The organism is Streptomyces sp. E-08 (assembly GCF_049913095.1).
In the GTDB taxonomy this organism is placed as follows: domain Bacteria; phylum Actinomycetota; class Actinomycetes; order Streptomycetales; family Streptomycetaceae; genus Streptomyces.
The window spans coordinates 2,909,993-2,925,320 of sequence record NZ_CP183971.1 but is presented as its reverse complement, the minus strand read 5'-3'; the positions used below and the strand labels follow the sequence as shown (position 1 = coordinate 2,925,320).

The 15,328-nt window shown below is 72.8% G+C and carries 12 protein-coding genes and 3 tRNA genes; 13 read left to right on the top strand and 2 right to left on the bottom strand.

Annotated features, from left to right (window positions below):
• The first annotated feature begins 82 nt into the window (after positions 1-82).
• From rsfS to ACN9MM_RS13380, 3 genes are all read left to right on the top strand, one after another.
• Positions 83-547 (top strand): ribosome silencing factor, encoded by a 465-nt coding sequence (gene rsfS, locus ACN9MM_RS13390; protein ID WP_041129201.1) that lies wholly within the window; start codon positions 83-85, stop codon positions 545-547.
• Positions 544-1,197, top strand: coding sequence for a histidine phosphatase family protein (locus ACN9MM_RS13385; RefSeq protein WP_426368731.1), 654 nt, complete (start codon positions 544-546; stop codon positions 1,195-1,197). The genes rsfS and ACN9MM_RS13385 overlap by 4 nt, the downstream gene beginning before the upstream one ends.
• A 96-nt stretch (positions 1,198-1,293) precedes the next feature.
• Positions 1,294-1,366, top strand: a tRNA-Ala gene (locus ACN9MM_RS13380).
• Between the two features lie 100 nt (positions 1,367-1,466).
• Here the strand turns inward: ACN9MM_RS13380 and ACN9MM_RS13375 are convergent.
• Positions 1,467-2,357, bottom strand: a complete 891-nt coding sequence (locus ACN9MM_RS13375) for a helix-turn-helix transcriptional regulator (RefSeq protein ID WP_426363834.1) — start codon at positions 2,355-2,357, stop codon at positions 1,467-1,469.
• A gap of 101 nt (positions 2,358-2,458) precedes the next feature.
• Between ACN9MM_RS13375 and ACN9MM_RS13370 the strand changes: the two genes are divergently transcribed.
• Complete coding sequence (locus ACN9MM_RS13370; protein ID WP_426363833.1) at positions 2,459-3,892, top strand: MFS transporter; 1,434 nt, start codon at positions 2,459-2,461, stop codon at positions 3,890-3,892.
• 137 nt (positions 3,893-4,029) lie between these two features.
• A complete protein-coding gene (locus ACN9MM_RS13365; protein ID WP_015033559.1) occupies positions 4,030-4,263 on the top strand; it encodes a hypothetical protein in 234 nt (77 codons plus the stop codon).
• On the opposite strand, the gene ACN9MM_RS13360 is transcribed toward ACN9MM_RS13365, so the two are convergent.
• A complete protein-coding gene (locus ACN9MM_RS13360) occupies positions 4,242-5,618 on the bottom strand; it encodes a glycosyltransferase 87 family protein (RefSeq protein ID WP_426363832.1) in 1,377 nt (458 codons plus the stop codon). The genes ACN9MM_RS13365 and ACN9MM_RS13360 overlap by 22 nt on opposite strands.
• 121 nt (positions 5,619-5,739) lie before the next feature.
• Here ACN9MM_RS13360 and ACN9MM_RS13355 point away from each other — a divergent pair.
• From ACN9MM_RS13355 to ACN9MM_RS13320, 8 genes are all read left to right on the top strand, one after another.
• Positions 5,740-5,812: transfer RNA gene (locus ACN9MM_RS13355), tRNA-Ala, on the top strand.
• 72 nt (positions 5,813-5,884) lie between these two features.
• A tRNA-Ala gene (locus tag ACN9MM_RS13350) sits at positions 5,885-5,957 on the top strand.
• 298 nt (positions 5,958-6,255) lie between these two features.
• Complete coding sequence (gene leuS / locus ACN9MM_RS13345; RefSeq protein ID WP_426363831.1) at positions 6,256-9,129, top strand: leucine--tRNA ligase; 2,874 nt, start codon at positions 6,256-6,258, stop codon at positions 9,127-9,129.
• Positions 9,130-9,262: 133 nt separating this feature from the next.
• Positions 9,263-10,030: a hypothetical protein gene (locus ACN9MM_RS13340; RefSeq protein WP_426363830.1), complete on the top strand. Its 768-nt coding sequence runs from the start codon at positions 9,263-9,265 to the stop codon at positions 10,028-10,030.
• 97 nt (positions 10,031-10,127) lie between these two features.
• Positions 10,128-10,973 (top strand): DegV family protein, encoded by an 846-nt coding sequence (locus ACN9MM_RS13335; protein WP_382856055.1) that lies wholly within the window; start codon positions 10,128-10,130, stop codon positions 10,971-10,973.
• A 319-nt stretch (positions 10,974-11,292) separates the two neighbouring features.
• Positions 11,293-12,117, top strand: a complete 825-nt coding sequence (locus tag ACN9MM_RS13330; protein WP_426363828.1) for a helix-hairpin-helix domain-containing protein — start codon at positions 11,293-11,295, stop codon at positions 12,115-12,117.
• Positions 12,114-14,639, top strand: a complete 2,526-nt coding sequence (locus tag ACN9MM_RS13325) for a ComEC/Rec2 family competence protein (protein ID WP_426363827.1) — start codon at positions 12,114-12,116, stop codon at positions 14,637-14,639. Before ACN9MM_RS13330 ends, ACN9MM_RS13325 begins: the two co-directional genes overlap by 4 nt.
• 64 nt (positions 14,640-14,703) lie before the next feature.
• Positions 14,704-15,327, top strand: coding sequence for a winged helix-turn-helix domain-containing protein (locus ACN9MM_RS13320; protein WP_426363826.1), 624 nt, complete (start codon positions 14,704-14,706; stop codon positions 15,325-15,327).
• The last annotated feature ends 1 nt before the right edge of the window (position 15,328 follow it).

The following is a 15,328-nucleotide window of genomic DNA, read 5'->3' as shown; positions in this document are numbered from 1 at the left end:
GGGACCCCGGAAAACGCCGACAGGGCCGTCGGCGGTCCGTGAGACCCTGGAGGGGTACTGGACCGCCGACGAAAGCCTGCTTGTGACCGCTACGGACCGTTCCATCGAGCTCGTCAAGACCGCCGCCCAGGCGGCCGCCGACCGGCTCGCGCACGACATCATCGCGTACGACGTCAGCGACGTGCTGTCGATCACCGACGCCTTCCTGCTCGCCTCCGCGCCCAACGACCGCCAGGTCAAGTCGATCGTCGACGAGATCGAGGAGCGGCTGCAGAAGGAGCTCGGCGCCAAGCCGGTCCGCCGTGAGGGCGACCGCGACGCGCGCTGGATCCTCCTGGACTACGTCGACATCGTCGTCCACGTCCAGCACAGCGAGGAGCGGGTCTTCTACGCCCTGGAGCGGCTGTGGAAGGACTGCCCCGAGCTCGACCTGCCCGAGGACGCCCTGAAGACCCGCGGCAAGGCCGCCGAGCACGCCGCGCTGACCGGCGCCGACATCGAGGCCGGCTCCGGCCTTCCCGAGGGACCGGACGGTGAGCTGAGCTGAGCACCACCAAGGGCGGCAGCGGCCGCCGCATCGTCCTCTGGCGGCACGGCCAGACCTCGTGGAACCTGGAGCGCCGCTTCCAGGGCTCGACCGACATCGAGCTGACGGAGACCGGCGTCGCCCAGGCGCGCCGGGCCGCCCGGCTGCTCGCCGCGCTCCAGCCGGACGCCATCGTGGCCTCCGACCTGAAGCGGGCGGCGGCCACCGCCGCCGAGCTCGCCGCGCTCACCGGCCATGGCGTCGCGTACGACTCCGCCTTGCGCGAGACGTACGCGGGGGAGTGGCAGGGGCTGACCCACGACGAGATCGTCGCGCGGTACGGCGAGCAGTACGCCGCCTGGAAGCGCGGCGAGCCCGTGCGCCGGGGCGGCGGCGAGCTGGAGACCGAGGTGGCCGACCGGGCCGCCCCGGTGGTCCTGGAGCACGCCGACAAGCTTCCCGAGGACGGCACGCTCGTCGTGGTCAGCCACGGCGGCACCATCCGCACCACCATCGGCCGGCTCCTGGGCCTGGAGGCCGAGCACTGGGAGAGCCTGGGCGGGCTCTCCAACTGCTGCTGGTCGGTGCTCGGTGAGGGCGCACGCGGCTGGCGTCTGATGGAGCACAACGCGGGCACGCTGCCCGAGCCGGTCCTCGGCGACGACGACTGAGCCCCCCCGACCGGCCTGCCGGGCCAGGATTTCACTTTCCGGCAGGTCACAGGCTAAAGTTCTTCTTGTTCGCAGCGCGGAGCGCGAAGAACACGAGGGGCTATAGCTCAGTTGGTAGAGCGCCTGCATGGCATGCAGGAGGTCAGGAGTTCAATTCTCCTTAGCTCCACAGTCACCGGATCCCGTCCCCAGCAGGGGGCGGGATTCGTCGTTCCCCCACCTTCTTCTTCCTCCCCGCCTTCTCCGTCCTCCCCACCTCGGGCGTTCCCTCAGCTCGGCTCTCCTCGCCTCGGCGCCTTCGTGCGGCGCAGGATCTCGATCCCCTCCCGGCTCTCCTCGTCGGTCGGTGTGTACGTCACGATCCGGCACTCCGGCATCCCGTTGACCGAGAGGGAGACCGAGGTCAGCCTGACCTCGCCCACCAGGTCGTGCCGGAAGACCTTCACCCGGGTCCCCGGGGGCACCACGTCGCCGCTGCGCCAGAGCCGGGCGAACTCCGTGCTGTTCTCCGCGAGACGCCGTACGAACTCCTCCCACTCGGGCTCGCCCACATGGTGGCCGTACGCGCCCCGCAGCTGGGCCACCATCAGCGGCAGCTCCCGCTTCCGGTCGACGATCGGGCACTTGGGTCCCGGGACGCTGAAGAGCGCCCAGAGCACGTTGCGCACGCCGAACGGCCCGGTGTCCAGGCCCGGCCCGTCCTGCATCAGGAGCCGCTCGTACAGGGCGTTGGTCGCGAGCACGTCGTACCGCGCGTTGTAGAGCACCGCCGGGAGCGGGTCCAGGGCGTCGAGGATCCCCTGGATCTCCGGGCTGACCTCCGGGATGTCCGCGGCCGACCGGTCCGGGGCGTACGGCACTTCGGCGAGATGGTAGAGGTGCTCGCGCTCCGGCCGGTCCAGCCGGAGGGTGCGGGCCACCGCGTCGAGGACCTGCGCGGAGGCGTTGATCGGCCGTCCCTGCTCCAGCCAGGTGTACCAGGTGACGCCGACGCCGGAGAGCTGGGCGACCTCCTCGCGGCGCAGCCCCGGGGTGCGGCGGCGGAGCCCCGGCGCCATGCCCACGTCCTCGGGGGTCACCCTGGCGCGGCGGCTGCGCAGGAAGGCGGCCAGTTCCGGTCGTCTCCGCCGATGCGTCGGTAGTGCTGCCACAATCGTCACGCCCCCATGGTCGAGTCCCCGTGCCGCCGCTGCCAGGTGGTGTCAGTACCAGCATCGGCGGGCTCTCGTTACCCGTATCCGATCGCGGTCACGCTCGTCGCATGACCTCGACCGCAACACGTCCCGTACTCAGTAAAGACCGTGCCACCGACAACCGCCCCGGCCTGATCCTCGGGGTCGTGCTCGCCGCCCAGTTCATGGCACTCCTCGACGTCTTCATCGTCAACGTCGCCGCCCCCACCATCCGGACCGAACTCGCCGCGTCCGGCGGCGCGCTCCAGCTCGTCATCGCCGGATACACCATCACCTACGCCGTGTTGCTGATCACCGGAGCCCGCCTCGGTGACCTGCTCGGCCACCGCCGGGCGTACCTGGGCGGGCTCGCGCTGTTCACCGCGGCCTCCCTCGCCTGCGGACTCGCCGGGGACGCCGGTCAGTTGATCGCCTTCCGGCTGGTGCAGGGCGCGGGCTCGGCCCTGATGATCCCTCAGGTGCTGAGCCTCATCCAGCGCACCTTCACGGGCGAGGGCCGGGTCCGGGCCCTCAGCGCCTACTCCGCGGTCCTCGCCACCGGCGCGGCCGCCGGCCAGGTCGTCGGCGGCATCCTGGTGAGCGCCGACCTCTTCGGCACCGGCTGGCGGCCGGTCTTCCTGGTCAACGTCCCCATCGGGATCGCCCTGCTCGTCCTCGGCGCCCGGGTGCTGCCCCGTGAGGCCTCCGCCGGGTCCACGCGTGCGCGTGCCCTCGACCTGCCGGGTCTGCTCCTGCTCGCGGCCGCCGTGTCCCTGCTGACCGTCCCCCTGGTGCTCGGCCAGGAGCAGGACTGGCCGCTGTGGTCCTGGCTCTCCCTCGGCGGCTCTCTGGTGCTCGCCGCCGTCTTCGGCGTGTACGAGTCCCGGCTCGCCCGGCGCGGCGGCGCCCCGCTGATCGCCCCGCGCGTGCTGCGCATCCCCGGGATGGGGCGGGCCGTCCTCTGGATCTCCGTGGCGATGGGCGTCAACGCCGGTTTCCTGTTCACCCTCACCCTGCACCTGCAAGGCGGGCTCGGCCACAGCGCCCTGCGCGCCGGACTGACCTTCGGCCCCGCCGCCGTCGTCTTCGGCGCCGTCGGTCTGACCTGGCGGCGCTGGCCGGCGCGGCTGCACCGCGCGCTGGTCCCGGCCGGCTTCCTGCTCGCGGCAGCCGGGGCGCTCGCCGTCGGAGCGCTGCTCGGCGACGGCGGCACCGGCGGCTGGGGGCTCTACCCTGCCCTGGGCGTACTCGGCGCGGGGATCTCGTCGGCCTTCAGTCCGGCTCTGACCGGGGCGCTGGCGACCGTACGGCCCGAGGACGCCGCCGACGCCAGCGGACTGCTCGCCACCGTCACCCAGCTCGGCCAGCTCGTCGGCGTCGCCTCGTTCGGCACGCTCTTCCTCGGCCGGTACGCGGGTTCCGGAGCTCAGGACTCCGCCGACGCGCTGTGGGTGACGGCGCTGGCACTGGCCGCGGCCTCCGTCGTGGGCGCCCTCGCGGGACTGCCGCGACGATCGCGCTGACCCCCCTTGCGGGGCCATGGCAGAATCGGACGGCCGGAGGGGGACAGGATCCGGACGGGAGGGTGACCCAAGTGCTCGGCGACCACGGCAGGGTGTCCTATGGGTGCACGGCCTGCGGCCACAGCTGGAGCTGATTCATGGGTGCACACAGGCGGAAGTGCGACTGGTGCGGCAGCGGCACGCCCATCGTGCGCGACATGGATCCCGTCAATCCCGGGTTCCAGTACTGGTGCGAGGAGTGCGCGCGGGCGCTGATCATAAAAGGCGACCCCATCGAGACGTACCGCGAGCTGGAGGGGGAGCCGATCTACGGCCGGCTCCTCGACGAGCACTGCACCCTCAAGCGGTTCTACTCCTTCGCCACGGCCTGACGCGCTTCGTCCCGCCTGACGTCCTTCGCCGCCGGGTGACGTCCTTCGTCCTGCCCGAGGTCCTTCGCCGCCGGGTGACGTCCTTCGTCCTGCCCGAGGTCCTTCGCCGCCGGGTGACGTCCCTCGTCCTGCCCGAGGTCCTTCGTCCGGCCGGTCGTCCGCAGCGTCAGCGCGTAGCCCACGAGCAGCGCCGTCGCCGTCAGCGGATAGATCGCCGACAGCAGCATCTGCCCCGCGTTCTGGTCCAGTTCGGGGCGGCCCGGGTCGTGCGGGACCCACCACAGCGCGAACGAGGCGAAGGCCAGCGCCACCGCCCCCGTCACCAGCCACGCGCGCGTGGCGCGGTCCGCGAGCAGGATCAGCAGGGGCACGCACCAGACCCAGTGGTGGGACCACGAGATCGGGCTGATCATCAGCGCGGTGAACGCGCAGACGACCACGGCCACCGCCTTGTCGCCGCGCACCGCGGCCCGTACCGCGAGCACCATCGCGGCGCCGCCCAGGACGGCCGCCGTCACCGCCCACCACATGCCCGGGTCGTCCGTGTGCATCAGCCGGGCCAGGACCCCGCGGATCGACTGGTTGGCGGTCTCCTCGGCGAAGCCGACCCGGCCCGTCTCGAACAGGGTCTCCGTCCAGAACCGCTTCGAGTCCGCCGGCAGCGCGATCGCCACGGCCAGTGTCGTCGCGAGGAACACCCCGGTCGCCGTGAGTGCCGTGCGCAGCCACTGGTTCATGGCCCGGTCCCGGCGCCACAGCAGCAGGCCGGCGGCGAGCAGCAGGACCACGAAGAGTCCCGGTGTGAGCTTCACCGCGGTCGCCAGGCCGATGCCCAGGCCGGCCCAGCGGCTGCCCTCGCGCCGCGTGAGGTCCCAGAGCACCGCCACCGCTATGAGCAGGTTGATCTGCCCGTACCGCAGGGTCGTCCACACCGGCTCGCACCAGACCACGACGGCGGCGACCCAGAGCGTCGTGCGCCACAGATCCGTACGGGACAGCGAGGGGCGGACCAGCTGGAGCGACAGCTGAACCAGGGTGATCACCAGGAGCAGGTTCCCCGCGGTGGTGAGCGTGCGCATCAGCGGTACGCCCACCAGCGTCAGCGGGACGAACAGCAGGGCCGCGAAGGGCGGATAGGTCATGCCGAGGTTCGCCGAGGTCGCGCGCATCGCGTACAGATCGCCGCCCGCCCTGACCGTCTCGCCCTCGGCCCGGTAGACCATCACGTCGAGCATGTTCACGTGGGCGAGGCGTTGCGCCACCCAGAAGGCCGCGAACGAGAGCAGACAGACCGCCGCGGCGGTGGCCAGGGGCCACGGCCGGGCGCGGGTTTTGGAGAGCACGGAGACGGACACAGTCGGCGACCCTACCCGGGGGCCCCGACGGGGCGGAGAAACCGATTTGGCGATCTGCCGCGCGGGCCGTTACTGTTCTGTCCGTCGCCGCGAGCGAGATCGAAGCCGGGACGACAATCAAGGGGCTATAGCTCAGTTGGTAGAGCGCCTGCATGGCATGCAGGAGGTCAGGAGTTCAATTCTCCTTAGCTCCACAGAACGGGACTGAGCCATCCGCATCGGATGGCTCGTGCCGGTTCTGCGGAAATCTGAACATTCCCGCGTACGGGGCTATAGCTCAGTTGGTAGAGCGCCTGCATGGCATGCAGGAGGTCAGGAGTTCAATTCTCCTTAGCTCCACAGAAGAGAAGCGGGCCACCCTGATCAGGGTGGCCCGCTTCTTCGTCTCCACGGCCGTCCACGACCCCCGGCACCCCCTTCCGCTCCGTGGAACGCCGGTGCGGCCCGCTCGGGCCCTGCGGTACCCTGGCGCCATGCGTGCCGTACGCCTCCTGCTTACCGAGCCGCGCTGACCAGTCCCGACGGATGACAGACATCCCGTCGGAGTCGGCGCGGCATCCCCTCCTGTGCGAGGGGATTTTTCATTTCGGGCAGTTCGTGGCAGTGGGCAGAGACGATCGATGGAGCATCAAGGACCATGACCGAGATCACGACGGCCGCCGAGACGGCGGCCCCTCATCGCTACACGGCGGCCATGGCCGCCGACATCGAGGCACGCTGGCAGGACTTCTGGGACGCCGAGGGCACCTACGAGGCGCCGAACCCCACCGGTGACCTGGCGGGCGACCCCGCGGTCGCCGCCCTGCCCAAGAAGTTCATCATGGACATGTTCCCGTACCCCTCGGGTGCGGGCCTGCACGTCGGCCACCCGCTCGGCTACATCGCCACGGACGTCTTCGCCCGCCACGCGCGCATGACCGGCCACAACGTGCTGCACACCCTGGGCTTCGACGCCTTCGGCCTGCCGGCCGAGCAGTACGCCGTGCAGACGGGCACGCACCCGCGTGTGTCCACCGAGGCCAACATGGAGAACATGAAGGTCCAGCTGCGCCGGCTGGGCCTGGGCCACGACAAGCGCCGGTCGTTCGCCACGATCGACCCGGAGTACTACAAGTGGACCCAGTGGATCTTCCTGCAGATCTTCAACTCGTGGTACGACGACGAGGCCGCGAAGGCCCGGCCGATCGCCGAGCTGATCGAGCAGTTCGAGAACGGCACGCGTGAGGTTCCCGGCACGCGCGCGTGGAGCGAGCTGAGCGCCGCCGAGCGCTCCGACGTCCTGGGCGAGTACCGCCTGGCGTACGCCTCCGACGCGCCCGTCAACTGGTGCCCCGGCCTGGGCACCGTCCTGGCCAACGAGGAAGTCACCGCCGACGGCCGCTCCGAGCGCGGCAACTTCCCCGTCTTCAAGTCCAAGCTGCGCCAGTGGAACATGCGGATCACCGCCTACGCGGACCGCCTGCTCGACGACCTGGACGCGCTGGACTGGCCCGAGGCCATCAAGCTGCAGCAGCGCAACTGGATCGGCCGCTCCGAGGGCGCCCGCGTCGACTTCCAGGTCGGCGACACCGGGGCCATCACCGTCTTCACCACCCGCCAGGACACCCTGTTCGGCGCCACCTACATGGTCCTGGCGCCCGAGCACGACCTGGTCGAGAAGATCGTCCCGGCCGCCTGGCCCGAGGGCACCCACGAGGTGTGGACCGGCGGTCACGCCACCCCCTCCGAGGCCGTCGACGCCTACCGCAAGCAGGCCGCCTCCAAGTCCGACGTCGAGCGCCAGGCCGAGGCCAAGGACAAGACCGGCGTCTTCACCGGCGCCTACGCGACCAACCCGGTCAGCGGCCAGAAGGTCCCCGTCTTCATCGCCGACTACGTCCTGATGGGCTACGGCACCGGCGCGATCATGGCAGTCCCGGCGCACGACAGCCGCGACTTCGCCTTCGCGCGCGCCTTCGAGCTGCCGATGCGCTGCGTCGTCGAGCCCGGCGACGACCGCGGCACCGACCCGGCGACCTGGGACGACGCCTTCTCCTCGTACGAGGCGAAGCTGGTCAACTCGGCCAACGACGAGATCTCCCTGGACGGCCTGGGCGTCGTCGACGCCAAGGCGAAGATCACCGCCTGGCTGGCCGACCGCGGCATCGGCGAGGGCACCGTCAACTTCCGCCTGCGCGACTGGCTGTTCAGCCGCCAGCGGTACTGGGGCGAGCCCTTCCCGATCGTCTACGACGAGGACGGCGTCGCCCACTCGCTGCCCGAGTCGATGCTGCCCCTGGAGCTGCCGGAGGTCGAGGACTACTCGCCGCGCACCTTCGACCCCGACGACGCGGACACCCAGCCCGAGACCCCGCTGTCCCGCAACGAGGACTGGGTCCACGTCACCCTGGACCTGGGCGACGGCTCCGGCCCGCGCCGCTACCGGCGCGAGACCAACACCATGCCGAACTGGGCCGGCTCCTGCTGGTACGAGCTGCGCTACCTGGACCCGCACAACGCCGAGAAGCTGGTCGACCCGGCCGTCGAGCAGTACTGGATGGGCCCCCGCGAGGGCATGCCGACCGGTGGCGTCGACCTGTACGTCGGCGGTGCCGAGCACGCCGTGCTGCACCTGCTGTACGCGCGCTTCTGGTCCAAGATGCTGTTCGACCTGGGTCACATCTCCTCGGCCGAACCGTTCCACAAGCTGTACAACCAGGGCATGATCCAGGCCTTCGTCTACCGGGACGCGCGCGGGATCGCCGTGCCGGCGGCCGAGGTCGAGGAGCGGGACGGCGGCTTCTGGTACCAGGGCGAGAAGGTCAGCCGCGTCCTGGGCAAGATGGGCAAGTCCCTGAAGAACGCGGTCACGCCGGACGAGATCTGCTCCGAGTACGGCGCCGACACCCTGCGCCTGTACGAGATGGCGATGGGCCCGCTGGACGTCTCGCGCCCCTGGGACACGCGCGCGGTGGTCGGCCAGTACCGCCTGCTGCAGCGCCTGTGGCGCAACATCGTCGACGAGGCGACCGGCGAGGTCACGGTCGTCGACACGGCGGCCGACGAGGACACGCTGCGCGCCCTGCACAAGGCGATCGACGGTGTCTCCCAGGACATGGCGGCGATGCGCTTCAACACCGCCATCGCCAAGATCACCGAGCTGAACAACCACCTGACCAAGTCCGGCGGCGCGATCTCCCGGCCGGTCGCCGAGCAGCTGGTGCTGCTGGTCGCCCCGCTGGCCCCGCACATCGCCGAGGAGCTGTGGCGCAGGCTGGGCCACACCGAGTCGGTCGTCCACCAGGACTTCCCGGTCGCCGACCCGGCGTACGTCGTCGACGAGACCGTGACCTGCGTCGTGCAGATCAAGGGCAAGGTCAAGGCCCGCCTGGAGGTCTCCCCGTCGATCACCGACGCTGAGCTGGAGACGCTGGCGCTGGCCGACCCGCACGTGGTCGCGGCGCTGGGCGACGCACAGATCCGCAAGGTGATCGTGCGCGCGCCGAAGCTGGTCAACATCGTCGCCGGCTGACCATCGGGGCGACGACGGACCGCGGCCTTCCCCTAGGGGGAGGCTAGGGGCAGGTTGAGGGTTCGAAGGGAACCGTCGGCCTGCCCCTTCCGTTTACCGTGGAAGAACAACAGTCGAGGCCGGAGGGGCACACATGGAAGCCACGATTATCACGATCATGGCCCTGCTCTTCTTGTCCTTCGTGGCGCTCGGGGTGTTCGTCACCGTGAAGGTCGCGAAGGCCGCCAAGCGCGGGGTCGACCGCACCATCGACCAGGCCCGGCGCACGGTCGAGGACACCACCCTGCGGGCCAAGAGCATCGGCCAGGTCGGGGCCGCCGGTGAACTGGCCCGGCTGCGGCTCTCCCTGCGCACCTCGATGCGCGCCACGCAGGAGGCGCTCCAGGCAGGCGTCGGCGAGGACGCCTCGCTCAAGGAGTCGCTCGACCTGTTCCACCGGCTCAGCGCCCACGGGCTCGAACTGGACGCGGACCTCAAGCGCCTGGAGCGTGAGCCCGACCGGGCGTGGGTGGCCGGGCAGCTGCCCGAACTCGCCGCGCGGACCGAGCGGATCACCGGCTCGGCCGACGCGCTGCGCCGCGCCGCGCGGGACCGGGCGCTGAAGTTCGCGGAGGACGACCTGTCGACGCTCAGCGCGCAGATCGACGTCGAGGCGGGCGCCCTGCGCCACTGGACGGGCCCGGAGCCCACGCCGGGGACGACCGCCCGGACGGCGGCCGGTACCGGGGCGGGAGCCGGGGCGCCGGACGGGTCGACCGCCGACGGATGGGGACACCCCGCCCGGCCCGCGGGTCACGCCGGTCCGGGGACCGGCGGAGAGCCGTCCGCGATCACGGCGCCCGATCCGCGCCGGACCGCCTACCCCTGGGAGAAGTCGGCCCGCCCGGAGACCACCACCTGACCCGACGGCCCCACGCGAAGGCGCGGTGGGGCTCGAAGGCGCGTCCGGTGGGGGGCCGGGCTGCCGTGCGAAGGCCCCGGCGGGTAACCTCCCGCTCATGTCCCGGCATGTCGCGATCCTCACCGATTCCACGGCCTACCTGCCACGCCAGACGAGGGAGCGGCACGCGATCACCACGGTCCCGCTGACCGTCGTCATCGGCGACCGCGCCCTCGAGGAGGGCACCGAGATCTCGGCGAAGGCCCTGGCCGAGGCCCTGCAGAAGCGCCGGCCCGTCACCACGTCCCGGCCGAGCCCCGAGGTCTTCGCCGAGGCCTACCGCGAGGCCGCCGCGGCGGGTGCGCGAGGCGTCGTCTCGCTGCACCTGTCCGCCGAGGTCTCCGGGACCTACGACGCCGCCGTGCTCGCGGCCAAGGACGCCCCCGTGCCCGTACGGGTGGTGGACACCCGCATGGTCGGCATGGCGCTGGGCTTCTGCGCCCTCGCGGCGGCCCAGGTCGCGGAGGCGGGCGGTTCCCTCGACGAGGCGGTCGCCGCGGCCGAGAAGCGCGCCGGGGGAACCTCCGCCTACTTCTACGTCGACACCCTCGACTATCTGCGCAGGGGCGGACGCATCGGCGCCGCGCAGGCACTGCTCGGCTCCGCGCTGGCGGTCAAGCCGCTCCTCGAACTCGACGGCGGGCGGATCGAACTGCGGGAGAAGGTACGGACGGCCTCGAAGGCGATCGCGCGCCTGGAGGAGATCGCCGTGGAGCGGGCCGGTTCCGGTTCCGTCGACATCGCCGTGCACCACCTCTCCGCACCTGAGCGGGCCGCCGCGCTCGCCGACCGGCTCCGAGAGCGCGTACCCGGAGTCGAGGAACTCCAGGTCAGCGAGGTGGGTGCGGTCATCGGCGCCCACACAGGACCCGGGCTGCTCGCGGTCGTCGTCTCGCCGCGCTGAGGACGCCGGGCCCTCGCGCGAGCCTCTGCCATCCCCCTTGAGGGTGAGGGAGTTCTCCACAACGGAGCGGCTGTCCACGGAAGACGGATGAGCTCCGCACGGGCCGTCCGTGACTCCTACCGTCACGGACATGACTCCTCGTACACGCATCGCATCCACCACCCCCAGGACCTCCCGCGCGGCGGGTGCCCCGACGAGCGGGCCCGGACGGGCGCCCGGTTCGGACGGGCGTGCTCGTTCCGGAGGGCGCGGCTCGCCCCATGGGCGGGTGCGGGGGCGCGGCCGGGTCGGGAGGACCGCGGTGATGCCGGGAGGGGCCGTGCGGAGGCGGGGGGACGCCCTGTTCCCGACGGCGACACCGGCGACGCCGCCGGTCGTACCGCCTCCGGTGCGCGCGCCGGAGGTCCGGGAGGTGCCGGAGGCGCAGGAGCGTGGCTCCCCTCCGGGCGTGCGGGAGCGGCTGGCCGCGCTGCTCCGTGACCGCGCCCCGGTGTGGGTGCAGACCAGGTGCGGGCTCGAACCGAGGGCGCTCGGGGCGCTGACGGTGGTCCTGCTCGTCGCCGCGGTCGTCGCGGGCGGGTACTTCTGGACCGGTCGGCCCGAGCCGGTGCGCGCTCCTGAGCTCGTCCGTGCCGCTGCGCCCGTCGCCCCCGCGACCTCCGTGCCCGGGCCGGGAGCCGGTTCGCGGCCCGGTGCGGGGGCTTCTGCCGGGGCGCGGGTCGTCGTGGACATCGGCGGCAAGGTGCGCAGGCCCGGGGTGCTGACCCTGCCTGCGGGCTCGCGGGTGGCGGACGCCCTGTGGGCGGCGGGCGGGGCGGAGCCGGGCGCGGATCTCACCGGGGTCAACCGGGCGCGGGTCCTGTTCGACGGCGAGCAGGTCCTGGTCGGGCTGCCGGGGGCGCCGGCGGGCGGTTCCGGTCCGGGCGGCGGTGTCGGGGGCGGTGCGCCGGGGGTTCCACTGAGCCTCAACTCGGCCACGGCGGAGCAGCTAGACGGCCTCCCGGGGGTGGGGCCCGTGCTCGCGCAGCACATCGTCGACCACCGGACGGAGCACGGCGGCTTCCGGTCGGTCGGGGAACTGCGCGAGGTCGACGGCATCGGTGAGCGCAGGTTCGCCGATCTCGAACCGCTGGTCCGGCCGTGAAGCACGAGGAGGCGCTCGACGGGGCGCTCGGTGAGGAGCGCGGCGCGGGGCCGTCGGGTCGGCGGGAAGGGCCTGCCGATCTCCGGCTCGTTCCGCTCGCGGTGGCGGCCTGGGCGGCGGCGGCCTGGGCCGTGGGCGCCACCGGATGGTGGACGGCGGCCGGTGTCGCGGTCTGCGTGGGGGTGGCCCTGGCCCTGTCGGCGCGGGGGCGGGCCCGGGGGCGAGGCGACCCGGGCGAGGATCCGGGAGCCGCGGTGCCGGGGACCACGGCGGGGTGGAGGCTGCGGGCGACCGCGTGGGCCGGGGTGCTGCTCTGCGCGGCGGCCGGGGCCACCTCGGCGGGGCTGCACGCAGCCGACCTCCGGCGGGGACCGGTGCCGGAGCTGGCGCGGGAGTACGCGCGGGCCTGGCTGGACGTGGCGGTGACCTCCGATCCACGGCTCACCCGGCCCAAGGTGCGGGGCAACGCGATGGCGCCGGTCTCGATCGTCCTGGAAGGAGAGGTCACCCGGGTCGAGCGGCTGGACGGCTCGGTGCACCGGACCCGGACGCCGGTGCTGCTGATCGTGCCGTCGGGGGACGGGCGGGAGGAGTGGCTGCGGCTCCTGCCCACCACCCGGCTGAGGGTCGGTGCCCGGCTCGCGCCGCCGCTGCGGCCCGGCGAGCCCTTCGCGGCGGTGCTCAAGGTCGACGGAGGGGGACCACCGCGGATCGTGGGGCCGCCGAGCGCGCCGCAACGGACGGCGGGGGAGCTCCGCGCCGGGCTGCGGAAGGCGGCCGAGGGGCTCGGTCCGGATGCGCGGGCCCTGCTGCCCGGACTGGTCGTCGGGGACACCTCCCGGGTCGGTCCCGAGCTGCGGGAGGCGTTCGAGGCGACGGACCTGACCCACCTTCTGGCGGTGTCCGGAAGTAACCTCACCATCGTGCTGCTCCTGCTCATCGGGCGGCCCGGGCGGGCGCACCGGGTGGAGCGGGGCGGGCTCGCGCCACGGCTCGGGCTGTCGCTGCGGGTCACCGCGGTGGCTGGGGGAGGGCTGACGCTCGCCTTCGTGATCGTCTGCCGGCCCGATCCGAGCGTGCTGCGCGCGGCGGCCTGTGGGCTGGTGGCCCTGCTCGCGATCGGGACCGGACGCAGGAGATCGCTGATCCCCGCGCTGGCGGCGGCCGTGCTGCTCCTCGTGCTCTACGACCCCTGGCTCGCGCGGAGTTACGGCTTCCTGCTCTCGGTCCTGGCGACCGGGGCGCTGCTGACGATCGCCCCGCGGTGGAGCGACGCCCTGCGGCGGCGCCGGGTGCCGGACAGGCTGGCCGAGGCGCTGGGCGCGGCCCTCGCGGCACAGGCGGTGTGCGCGCCGGTCGTGGTGGTGTTCGCCGAGCGGATGAGTCTCGTCTCCGTCCCGGCGAACCTCTTCGCGGAGCTCGCGGTGGCGCCGGCGACGGTGTGCGGGTTCGCCACGCTCGCCCTGGCGGCGGTCTGGATGCCCGCTGCCGAGGCCCTCGCGTGGGTGGCGGGATGGCCGGCCGGGTGGATCGCGTGGGTGGCCCGTACCGGCGCCGCGCTGCCGGGGGCCGAGGTGGCCTGGCCCGGCGGGTGGTGGGGCGGTCTCGCCCTGGCGCTGCTCACGGCGCTGGTGGTCCTCGGGGCGCGCAGGCTGCCGTACCGGGGTGTGGTCGGTGCGGTCGTCGCGGGGCTGCTGCTGCTCGTGGTGGCGCGGCCCGTGCCGCTGGCCCGGTGGGTGACGGGGTGGCCGCCGCCGGGCTGGGTGTTCGCGATGTGCCAGGTGGGCCAGGGGGACGCGACGGTGCTCGCCGCGGGCGGGGACTCCGCCGTCGTGGTGGACGCGGGCCCCGACCCCGTACCGGTGGACCGCTGTCTGCGTGAACTCGGGGTGCGGCGGGTGCCGTTGCTGGTGCTCACCCATTTCCATGCCGACCATGTGGCCGGACTTCCCGGGGTGTTGCGGGGGAGGGAGGTGGGGGCGATCCAGACCACGGGGCTCGAAGAGCCGCCCGCCCAGGCGGCGTTCGTGCGGCGGACGGCGGCCGCCGCGGGGGTGCCGCTGGTCCGGGCGGAGATGGGTGAGCGGCGGAGGATCGGGGCCCTGGAGTGGCGGGTGCTGTGGCCGGGAGGCGGCTCCGAGGGGGTCGTCGAGGGGCCCAACGACGCCAGTGTGACGTTGCTCGTCCGTACCGGGGGAGGGCTGAGTCTGCTGTTGCTCGGGGACCTGGAGCCGCCGGCTCAGCGGGCGTTGGCGCGGGCTCACCCGGAGTTGGGGCCGGTGGACGTCCTCAAGGTCGCCCATCACGGTTCCGCGCACCAGGACCCGGGCCTGATGCGGGTCGTGCGGCCGAGGCTCGCGCTGGTGTCGGCGGGGCGCGACAACCCGTACGGCCATCCCTCGCCCCGGACGCTGGAGGCGCTGCGGGCGGGCGGCGCGCGGGTGCTGCGGACCGATCGGGACGGAGCCGTGGCGGTGGTGGGGGTGGGGCAGGGGCTCACGGCCGTACCGGGAGGGGGGTGAGGACGCGGGGGAGGCTCGTAGAGAAATGCTTGTAAAGAAGTCTTTCTAAAGATACCTTTTCATCATGCCGGAGACCAGCGCACCGCAACCCGGGGGCGAGCAGCAGCCCCGCAGCATCCGACTCACCGACCCGCGCGCCCTGCGGGCCTACGCCCATCCGCTGCGGATGTCGCTGGTCGGGCTGCTGCGCAGCAGCGGGCCGTTCACCGCGACCCGGGCCGCCGAGCTGACCGGCGAATCCGTGGCCAGCTGCTCGTACCACCTGCGGATACTCGCCAAATACGGACTGGTGGAGGAGGCGCCCGGCGGGCGGGGACGGGAGAAGCCCTGGCGGGCCACGGCCCGGTACACGGAGTGGCCCGAGTACAGCGAGGACGCCTCGGTCGCCGAGGCGGCCGACGCGCTCAGCACCGCCGTCGCCGAGCGTTACTTCGAGCGGGTCACCCGGGCCATGGAGAACCGGCACCGGTTGCCGAGGGAGTGGCGGGAGGCCGAGGAGTTCGGCGACTCCCTGCTCCACCTCACCCCCGAGGAACTGGCCGGCCTCGGGCGGCGGATCGACGAACTGCTCCGGCCCTACGAGGCGCGCGCGTCCGACCCGTCCCTCAGGCCGGAGGGCGCACGGCCCGTCAGCATCCTGCGGATCGCCTACCTGGACCAGGACATCCCCGACAGCGAAGAGGAGTGAG

Excerpts from the sequence above, each read along its gene's own strand:
- ACN9MM_RS13340 (WP_426363830.1), top strand. The coding sequence starts at position 9,263 with ATGGAAGCCACGATTATCACGATCATGGCCCTGCTCTTCTTGTCCTTC.
- leuS (WP_426363831.1), top strand. The coding sequence starts at position 6,256 with ATGACCGAGATCACGACGGCCGCCGAGACGGCGGCCCCTCATCGCTAC.
- ACN9MM_RS13365 (WP_015033559.1), top strand. The coding sequence starts at position 4,030 with ATGGGTGCACACAGGCGGAAGTGCGACTGGTGCGGCAGCGGCACGCCC.
- ACN9MM_RS13320 (WP_426363826.1), top strand. The coding sequence starts at position 14,704 with ATGCCGGAGACCAGCGCACCGCAACCCGGGGGCGAGCAGCAGCCCCGC.
- ACN9MM_RS13335 (WP_382856055.1), top strand. The coding sequence starts at position 10,128 with ATGTCCCGGCATGTCGCGATCCTCACCGATTCCACGGCCTACCTGCCA.
- ACN9MM_RS13370 (WP_426363833.1), top strand. The coding sequence starts at position 2,459 with ATGACCTCGACCGCAACACGTCCCGTACTCAGTAAAGACCGTGCCACC.